Below are 9,130 nucleotides of genomic sequence, written 5' to 3'. Positions count from 1 at the left end.
CGATGTTGACTTATCGTAGTGCACTGAGCCACTTCCTCGAATAAACATCCACGCAGAAAAAGCAAAGCCTTTTCGAGGAAAGGAGGGCGAAGTTTGCTAGTCGCTGGGCGCTGGAGCTGGACATATCGATCATCAATCCATATAGAAAGCCAGTCAAATTTTAAACTCCCTTAATCAGTTAAAAAGCGAAAAGCCTTTGAGCACCTTAACCGCTCAAAGGCTTTTCGCCAGTGCTTTTCCCCGTTCGTTACTGTCAATCAGTTCAAACCGTTCGCAAACCAGCAACAGATCCTCGGAAAATGTAAGTCCCTTTTCGTTCAACTCATTTGTGAAAAATCTCACATGGGTATCCCACCATTCCTCATAGGATCCTTCCCCTTCCGAAACAGCAAAATCCTCCGTCACTTCGTTCATCGGAACGACTTCAACTTCGGCTGTTCGAATGATGGCAACCGGCTGGTCTTCGCTGTCAAGAATGACACTGTGATCATCTACCTTTGGCAGCGGCTCATTCTCAAGGTCATAAAGCAGCCGGCATGAACACGTTGCCCGTTTTTTGCCGGCAATCACCAGGCCCGCCAGCTTATCAGCATCATCTCCGAACTGCCAGGCGCTTACGGAAGAAGGCTTTTTTGCACTTCCCCAGTATTCATTCCAATACGTTAAAGAAGCTTCATTCATTTGAAAAATACCTCCTACATGCCGAATCCCACTTTGGAAAAGTCCTCTTCTCCCCATTCCTGTGTACGGGTTTTTTCGTTGGCTGCTTCCAGATTCTGTATAATGCCGTCAATATCAACCGCTTGATCATAATGCCATTGAAGGGCTGCGGATGTGTACAGCTCATTCAATTGGGCAATGGAAAATTTTTCAGTTTGCTCGGCAATATAAAGAATGTCCGATTTCGCCATGAACCGCTCCATCTGTTTGTTTTGAAGTAAATATTGAAGGCGCAGTTCGAAGTCAGGACGCTTAATTTCGTAGGCACGGTCGAACCGGCCGGCACGGTTGATCAAAGCGGGATCAATTTTTTCCGGGTAATTGGTTGTGCCAATTAAGAAAATGCCCTCTTTCGAAGTCGCACCATCCAACGTGTTCAAGAATACGGATCTCGATGATTCCGGCATGGAGTCAATGTCCTCGATCACCAAAACCATCGGTGCCATCTTCGCTACAATGGAAAAGACCTCTTTAATCGAGTAGCTCGTTGTATACTCCGTGATCTGCCAATACGCAACAGGCGCATCAATACTGCCTGCAATGGATTTCACAAGCGTTGTTTTTCCATTGCCCGGCTGCCCGTAAAGCAGGATTCCTCTTTTATAAGGGATGTTATAAGTTTTAAAAAAGTCCCCGCTTTCGTTGAAAAATTCGTCAATCGAACGGTAAATTTCGGATTTCAATCCTTCTTCCAATAACACATCTTCTCTGCTTACAAGGGAAGTGACTTTCTCCTTTTCCCGTTCCACTCCTTCTTCCGTATCGGTGAAGACGCTGACGCAATCCTTCATGATTTCCTTTTGGCGCTCGTAAACGTATTGCAAAAATGAAAGCAGGCTTTCATCGTCTTTGGCATAGATGAATTCACGCTGATAATCTGTAAAGCTTTGAAAAATCGGCAGTTTGACCAACGCTATTTCATAATCCGGGTAAAAATAAACGGCATTGTTAATGGATGGTTTGATGACAAATCCATTATCGTTTTGCTCATAGTCAATGCACCCTGTTTCCACGTGGTCAAAAATGTAGGAAAGAAGCTCCGCTTTTCCGGAAGCCAAATCCTCTTCCAGCACATTCCAGATTTCTTCCACATTTTCATTGTCGAGATACATTTTTAAAATAAGCCCGGTCTGTTTTAAAATAAATCCGTGCACTTTGTCCAGCGCCACACCGTAATCGTAATAGTATGGCAAAATTTCTCGGTTGTTTTCCGGCAGTCGAATAATAAATGATTCTTTCAATGTCATTTCCTTCCGTCTATATAGGCTGTATTACTCATTTAGTTTACCGAAAAATTTGCAGCTTGAAAAGGCGCTTTGAATCGGAATATGCAGATCTAAAAAAAACAAAACAGGGCTTGCTGCTGATTTTCGATTGTGTTTTCCGATTGAAGAAAACTGGATGAGAAGCATATTCAAGGACGATGGCTGGAACAGGACATATATGAATGGATCAAGTTCCTGGGCATGGTTGACGGAAAGCAGTAAAAAGCGGGAACTTATCCATTCGTGTCTGGTTTCAGCGATGGAGGCAAACTTAGGGGCATCTCCGTCTGATTCGTGACCGTTTTTGGGGAGGTGGAGATAAATTCGGGAACTTATCCGGCTGTTTCGTGACCGTTTTTGAGAGATGGAGGATTATTTGGGAACTTATCCGGCCCATTCGTTACCGTTTTGGGGAGATGGAGGCCTATTCGGGAACTTATCCGTCACATTCGTGACCGTTTTCACAGCCAACACCAAAAAACGGGCACGAATATGCCCGCTTTCCTATTTTGAACCTGACCACTAGCGTTATTTTTAAAATTAAGCTAAGCAAAAACTACTGCATCCCCGGATGCCCTTTCGGGAATAATATGATCTCTTCCCTGAACGGAAACAGTTTCATTTCCCTCGCCTTTTCCCCGTGGTTGATCATGATTTCATGAAAGATTTCCTGATCGGTTTTTCCATCCGTGTTGACACCTAATTTTTCAGCTGCATTGTGAATCATCGCTTTTCGCACGTCCATCGCCACTTCGCGAAGGTCCCGGCCCTCCGTTTGAATGCCGTACTCTTTGGCATACTTCAGGATTTGTGCTTTCCGCACCTCGTACGTGAGCTCTTTCAGAGATTTGCCTTCACTGGAAATTCCCAGTTCAGAAGCTTCCTTTTTAACCTTTGCTCCTTTGATTTCTTTCTTTAAGGTTTTGATGTCTTTTTCCTGTGTGCTGATTCCATATTGCTGTGCAATTCTTGTCACCCAAACCTTTTCAATCTCTTTCTCCAATTGATCCGTGCTTTTTCCTTCAGTTGAAATGCCCAATCCTTCCGCATGCTTTTTAATGTAAACATCACGGATCTCTTTGTTGAGCGTTTCCATATCTTTGCCTTCTGTGTCGATTCCCAGCATTTCCGCATACTTCTTCGTCATTTCCGGGTCGCTTTTAAATTGGCGCTCCCCCCACTCCGTATCATGCATTTCCGCGGACACAGCTGATCCCATGCCAACAATGACTCCAAGCGCAACGACTGCCGCAAGAAAATATGTAGCCAGCCTCTTCATTTTGAATTTCCTCCTTAAAGTGTATAGTTCGCTTTTTAGCATGCCCTTTAATAAAAATGCCATGAATAAAAAAAGAATGCCGGACCCGGCATTTCCATTTCACTGATTCTCTTCCTTGCTTTCTTTTTTCTGCTCCTTTTGCTTAAGCAGAAAAAGCTGCAGCGGCTCCACGGAGCCGGTCATAAGTTTATAAACGTACGAGGAAGTGAGCTTGTAGCTGTTTTCGATTTTTTCAGCGAGGTAGTTGGCTCTTTCAAACAGGATCGAGCGGATGTTTGTAACTTGCCTCAGGATTTTTTCGGTGACCGCTTCTTGGCTGTCCAAACGGCTGATTACTTCCTGATGCCTTTCCTCCTGCTTCGAAATTTGTTCCGCCATTTCCCTTTGGAGTTCATATTGCTCGTTTAATTTTGTTAAAAGCTCTTCGTTGTCGGCTTCTACAGATTTCAAACGATTTTCGATTTCCTCATTCGTTCCACTGACCTGCAAAAGCTGCTCCATTACATCTTTTTTAAAAAGAGTCTCTTCATCCAGCATCTCCTCCAGCCTCCGGCTCTTTTCATCAATGGCCGTCAACTGCTCCTTCACATTTTCATGGGCCTCATCATGTTTCCGGTCAATTCTTCTTAAATCTTTCAACTGATAGGATATTTTCTTCCATTGATTTTTTCGTACCTGCTCCTGATGTTCCACCATTTTATTTAAATCCGAAAAAGATTGCTGCCAGATGGCATTAGCTTTTTTCTGCACATCTAAAAATTCGGCCCATTCATCTATTTGAGCAACCGATTGGTTGGGTTCATCAATCTCTTCCTCACTTTTATAAATATACAGGTGTTCCTCTTCATTAATATATAACCCCATATTCCTTGTACACCCCCTTGCTTTTAAATCCATGTATTAGCTTATGCAAAGGGCTGCAGGGAGGGACGACAAAAGTTGCTCCTGATTATCAATAGAAAAAGCCTGTAGAAAAATCCGCTTTTTCTACAAGCTTTTTAAAAATTTATGGTCTCGGCTGAACCATTGTCATGCAATGGATATTGCCTCCGCTCAGAGACCACTCCTTCGTCGGAAGGCCGATCACTTTTCGGTCCGGCATCAGTTCTTGAAGTTTTTGGACAGCTTCCTGATCCCGAGGGTCATTAAATTGAGGAACCAAAAATCCGCCATTCACGAAATATCCGTTAATATAAGTTACGGCCAGCGGCTGATTCGGCTCACGCGGCGCCGCATCCGCAGCAATATCAAATCCTTTGTTTTCCTCTTCTGTTATATGGATGACTTCCGGGATATGAATTTTATGGATTTCAAACTTTCTCCCTTTCGCATCCGTTTCATTGCTAAGGATATCATACGCTTCTTTGAACACCGGATATTGCGGGTGATTCACATCATCCACCCATGAAAGGGCGATGACGCCGGGTTTGATGAAAAAGAGGATATCATCCACATGCCCGTCCGTTTCATCATACAGCATCCCTCTTTTTAGCCAAATGACCTTGTCCAAACCAAGATATTCCTTGCAGTTCCTCTCCACTTCCTCTTTGGACATATCCCCGTTCCGATTCGGGTTCAAATTGCACTGCTCCGTCAAAATAATGGTGCCTTCTCCGTCTACCTGCGTTGCTCCGCCTTCAAGAATAAAGTGTTTGGCATCATAGGAATCTATATTTTCCAGTTCAAAAAGCTTTTGCGCAAATTGCTGGTCCAAATCCCATGGAAAATAGAGCCCTTCCTTTAGTCCACCATAAGCATTGAAGCCAAACTGGACTCCTCTCATTTCCCCTTCATCATTGATGACGTAAAATGCCCCTTTATCCTGGACCCATGATTCGTTCGTCGACATTTCCACAACCCGGACTTTTTCCGATAATCTTGCCCTTGCATTTTCATACTGGTCAGCGGAGCAGATCACCGTCATTTCTTCATATTCTGCGATTGTATTTGCAACGATCACAGCTACTTCCTGAGCAGGTTTTCCCCCATTCCGGAAAGCAAAGCCTTTTTCCGGCCAAATGATGATTGACCCTTTATGCGGTTCAAATTCTCCCGGAATCCTGAATCCATCTTTTTTAGGTGTGCTGTCTTTAATTGTTCTTGCCATAATGATTCTCCTCTTTTCATATGATGTAATTTTTTATATGTGTTATTGATCATTATTACTGAGTTCCGGCGGACTGACTTTAAAAAACTTGGTCAAATATAAAATATAGACAAAGCCGATCGCCGCCCAAACTACCCCAAGTATCATAGCACTTTTCTCAAGGCTGAACCACAAGTATATGTTAAATGCCAAACCTGCCCCTGGTATGATAATGGAAGTAATAATCGATTTGACGGACCGATTTTTTTCCCGCCTAAAGAAATAGACGATCACAGATAAGTTGACAAATGTGAAGGCCACAAAGGCTCCGAAGTTAATAAGCGAAGCTGCCTCCGTAAGATCCAAAAACATAGCTGTCAAGGCCAAAGCCCCTACAAGCAGGATATTAAACACCGGAAGCCCAGTCCGCGGGTGAACATATCCAAAAAATTTCTTGGGTAAGACTCCGTCACGCCCCATTCCATATAACAAGCGCGATGCGCTCATTTGCTGGGTGATGCCGCAGGCAAGTACCGCTACAACATAACCCGAAATGAATATAGAGTGGAACAAAGCCCCGCCAATATACCGCGCGATTTCCGGTGAAGCGCCTTCAATATCGCCGAAAACGGATACATCCGGAAATAAGGATTGCATGAAATAGGTTACGGTAACAAAGAAAGCTCCTGCGCTCAAGGCAATGATGAAGATCGCCCTGGGGATGTTCTTCTTTGGTTCAATCGTCTCTTCAGCCAACGTTGTTACTGCATCAAAACCAAGGAAAGAAAGTGCCAGAATGGATGCTCCTGCAAAAACAGCCGGAAAAGAAAGCTGTTCGGTATAAAACGGGTTAAGGGAAAATGTATTTCCGGTATCGCCATACATGATCATTCTGATAGTCAAAATAACAAAGATCACGGTGACCAACACTTGCAGAATAACCAAAAGGTAGTTAAAAATGACCGCCAGTTTGACCCCAAAAAGATTCAGCGCCGTTGTAATGACAATGGTCAAAAAAATCCATATCCACGATGGGACACCAGGAAAAGCGGACGACATATAAATACTTGCCAGCAGCGCGTTGATCATCGGAAGAAAAAGATAATCCAGCATGGCGGACCATCCGACAAGAAAACCTAAATGCGCATTCATTGTTTTTCTTGTATAGGTATAAACGGAGCCTGCCGACGGATATTTTTTTACCATTCTTCCGTAACTGTACGCTGTAAAAAAAATGGCCACAATGATCAATAGGTAGGCCGCCGGAACATGGCCGCCAGTAATGTCGGAGATGATGCCGAATGTATCAAAGACTGCCAAAGGCGACATATACGCCAAGCCGATAAAAACGACATGCCTTAGTTTTAAAGATCGCTTTAATTGTCCCCCGTCAGAAATTGCACTCTCTTGCAAGGAACCGTTTAATTCTTTTGCCTCACTCAGGTTCATATACTCCCCCCATTCAAAATAAACCTTATAAAACTTTTTAGGTTTTTCCAGTTTTCAAAGGGATTAAAAAATGCCCCTTTTCCATATAAAGTGGTTGCCACTTTCTAGAAACACTTCCTTTGCAGCAGGCGTGATTCCTTTTTGAGAAAATTGTTCATAACAAATGATGTCGCTTTCAAAGATATAAGTGCCCGAATTTTCTCAAGGAAAATTTGCAATGCTAGTCCAGAAAGATTCATAAATTTAAAATTTAATGCTATTCAGCCCCCTTCCTAAATGAACCAAGGGCTTAGTTCACTGCGCCTTGGATACTTGCATTTTTTAATATGCAAAATATATTCCACTTTTAATATTTTTGCAAATTGGCCTAACCTCAGGCCTTTTCTAAAAATAAAAATCCTCACAAGATATGATTCGAACCGATTTCGCATAAAACGATGCGATAGCGAATCGGATTTGCAGCTTCGTAAGCCGCAAATATAAAACATGAAAACAATGCAATGTTTGTCCATAACAAAACATATAGTTTATGAGGGGGGATGGGAATGATCACTTTGGTAAGGTGGGCGGTCGCCTACGTGTTCGTCGTTTCCGGTACAATGAAATTGATGAATCCGGAACTCGCCAACACATTTATTCAATTGAGGCTGCCGTATCCCGAACAGTTGATGATGGCAGTCGCGGTAACTGAAGTTGTGTGCGGGATTCTGATTTTAATCAATAGGGGGACGAGACTTGCCGTAATGCCATTAATGGGAATCATGGTCGCGGCATTGATTTTAACGAAAATACCATTGCTTTCATCCGGATTCATGGATTTTGCTTTCGGCGCAAGGCTGGACATCGTGATGCTTTTACTGCTTTTTGTTTTGCATAATCATCGGGGTATATTGAAATAAGGGAGAAAATCAGTTTTCTCCCTTGAAAATTGGACCTTGCGCTCCTCATTTTTCCACTGTAACATTGACCCCTGTTTCGCCGTATTTCTGATAGGCGGCATGGTATGTGGGGCCGACTCCGCGTTTAAATGTAATGGAGTGGCGAATGGCGGCTGTGATGAATTTTTTCGCTTCCTCCACAGCTTCCTGGACTGATTTTCCTTTTGCCAGCTGGGCCGTGATGGCGGCCGAGTAGCTGCATCCCGCTCCATTTGTATGGATTGTATCAATGCGCGGCGCTTCAAGCAGATGGAATTTCTCGCCGTCAAATAACACATCGACCGCCGGTCCTTCGAGACGCCCGCCTTTGACAAGGACATATTTCGGGCCGAGCTTTTGTAATTCGGCCGCTGCCTGTTTCAAATCATCAACGGAAGTAAGCTGCTGTTCAGTTTCCAACAGCCGCGCAGCTTCCGGCATATTCGGCGTAATGATTGTGGCTAATGGGATCAGTTTTGTTTTTACAGCCTCAATGGCGTCGTCTTTTAACAGCGCAGATCCCATTTTGCCAATCATGACCGGGTCCACGACAATATTGGGGGTGCCCGATTCCTCAATCCACTTGGCCACATGGGTGATGATTTCCTCTGTAAAAAGCATCCCTGTTTTTATCGCGTCCGCCCCAATATCGCGCAGCGCCGTATACACCTGTGCTTCAATAGCATCAAATGCAATCGGAAAAACACCCTGATCTGTGCGCGGATGATTGGCGACAATCGCAGTAATAGCACTTAACCCAAACACATCCATCTCCTGGAATGTCTTTAAATCCGCCTGAATTCCGGCTCCGCCCCTTGCAGCAGAACCCGCAATCGATAATGCTCTAGGTATGCTCATATGATCAATCCTCTCTGGCCAATCAATCAACTTTGTATCAGTTTTTTTATAAAAAATCCTAGTAACATTATCCTGTATCCAACCGGTACATTGCAAGGGTTTGACCCCGTGATTTGGGAACGTTTATTTTCTCTATATTCATACAGACGGGTCAGCATCCATGATTTAATGAATTCGATTCCGGAGCAAGCTGTTTATTAAAACTTATGTTGATCACATTGAAATTGGGATAAGGGGCTTGAATTACTGTGAAACTGGGCTTTCACACATTGAGGCTGAGCTGTGCCATATCTCTGTTTTAAAAAAATAGTCGCTGATCAAAACGACAACCATGGTCAGGCAAAAAACACGTATGACTACCGAAGAAGCGTTAAATTCAAATACTCGGGAAGCATTGAACCTGTATGACTACCGAAGAAGCGTTAAAACCAAATACTCGGGAGGCATTGGACCTGTATGACTACCGAAGAAGAGTTAAATTCAAATACTCGGGAGGCATTGGACCTGTATGACTACCGAAGAAGAGTTAAATTCAAATACTCGGGAGGCATTGGAT

General features: G+C 43.6%; 8 protein-coding genes. 1 reads left to right on the top strand and 7 read right to left on the bottom strand.

What is annotated here, in order from left to right; translation table 11 throughout:
* Positions 1-213 precede the first annotated feature (213 nt).
* From FS666_RS13170 to FS666_RS13145, 6 genes are all read right to left on the bottom strand, one after another.
* Positions 214-681: an ASCH domain-containing protein gene (locus FS666_RS13170; protein ID WP_144462513.1), complete on the bottom strand. Its 468-nt coding sequence runs from the start codon at positions 679-681 to the stop codon at positions 214-216.
* 14 nt (positions 682-695) lie between these two features.
* Positions 696-1,967, bottom strand: coding sequence for an ATP-binding protein (locus tag FS666_RS13165; protein WP_120072257.1), 1,272 nt, complete (start codon positions 1,965-1,967; stop codon positions 696-698).
* 574 nt (positions 1,968-2,541) lie between these two features.
* On the bottom strand, positions 2,542-3,264 hold the full coding sequence (locus FS666_RS13160; protein WP_144462512.1) for a hypothetical protein: 723 nt from the start codon (positions 3,262-3,264) through the stop codon (positions 2,542-2,544).
* A 99-nt stretch (positions 3,265-3,363) separates the two neighbouring features.
* Positions 3,364-4,128 (bottom strand): hypothetical protein, encoded by a 765-nt coding sequence (locus FS666_RS13155; protein WP_144462510.1) that lies wholly within the window; start codon positions 4,126-4,128, stop codon positions 3,364-3,366.
* Between the two features lie 142 nt (positions 4,129-4,270).
* Entirely contained in the window at positions 4,271-5,371 is a 1,101-nt protein-coding gene (aguA, locus tag FS666_RS13150) for an agmatine deiminase (RefSeq protein WP_120072263.1), read from the bottom strand.
* 42 nt (positions 5,372-5,413) lie between these two features.
* The gene (locus FS666_RS13145) at positions 5,414-6,748 is read right to left on the bottom strand and encodes an APC family permease (protein ID WP_120072338.1); all 1,335 of its coding nucleotides are present in this window, start codon (positions 6,746-6,748) and stop codon (positions 5,414-5,416) included.
* A 596-nt stretch (positions 6,749-7,344) separates the two neighbouring features.
* Between FS666_RS13145 and FS666_RS13140 the strand changes: the two genes are divergently transcribed.
* Positions 7,345-7,698: a DoxX family protein gene (locus FS666_RS13140; protein WP_120072265.1), complete on the top strand. Its 354-nt coding sequence runs from the start codon at positions 7,345-7,347 to the stop codon at positions 7,696-7,698.
* Between the two features lie 45 nt (positions 7,699-7,743).
* On the opposite strand, the gene thiD is transcribed toward FS666_RS13140, so the two are convergent.
* Positions 7,744-8,574: a bifunctional hydroxymethylpyrimidine kinase/phosphomethylpyrimidine kinase gene (gene thiD, locus FS666_RS13135; protein WP_120072267.1), complete on the bottom strand. Its 831-nt coding sequence runs from the start codon at positions 8,572-8,574 to the stop codon at positions 7,744-7,746.
* Positions 8,575-9,130 lie beyond the last annotated feature (556 nt).

Source organism: Siminovitchia fortis (genome assembly GCF_007681465.1).
Classification (GTDB): domain Bacteria; phylum Bacillota; class Bacilli; order Bacillales; family Bacillaceae_C; genus Siminovitchia; species Siminovitchia fortis.
The sequence above is the reverse complement of the archived record's forward strand: the minus strand, read 5'-3'. Positions and strand labels throughout refer to the sequence as shown.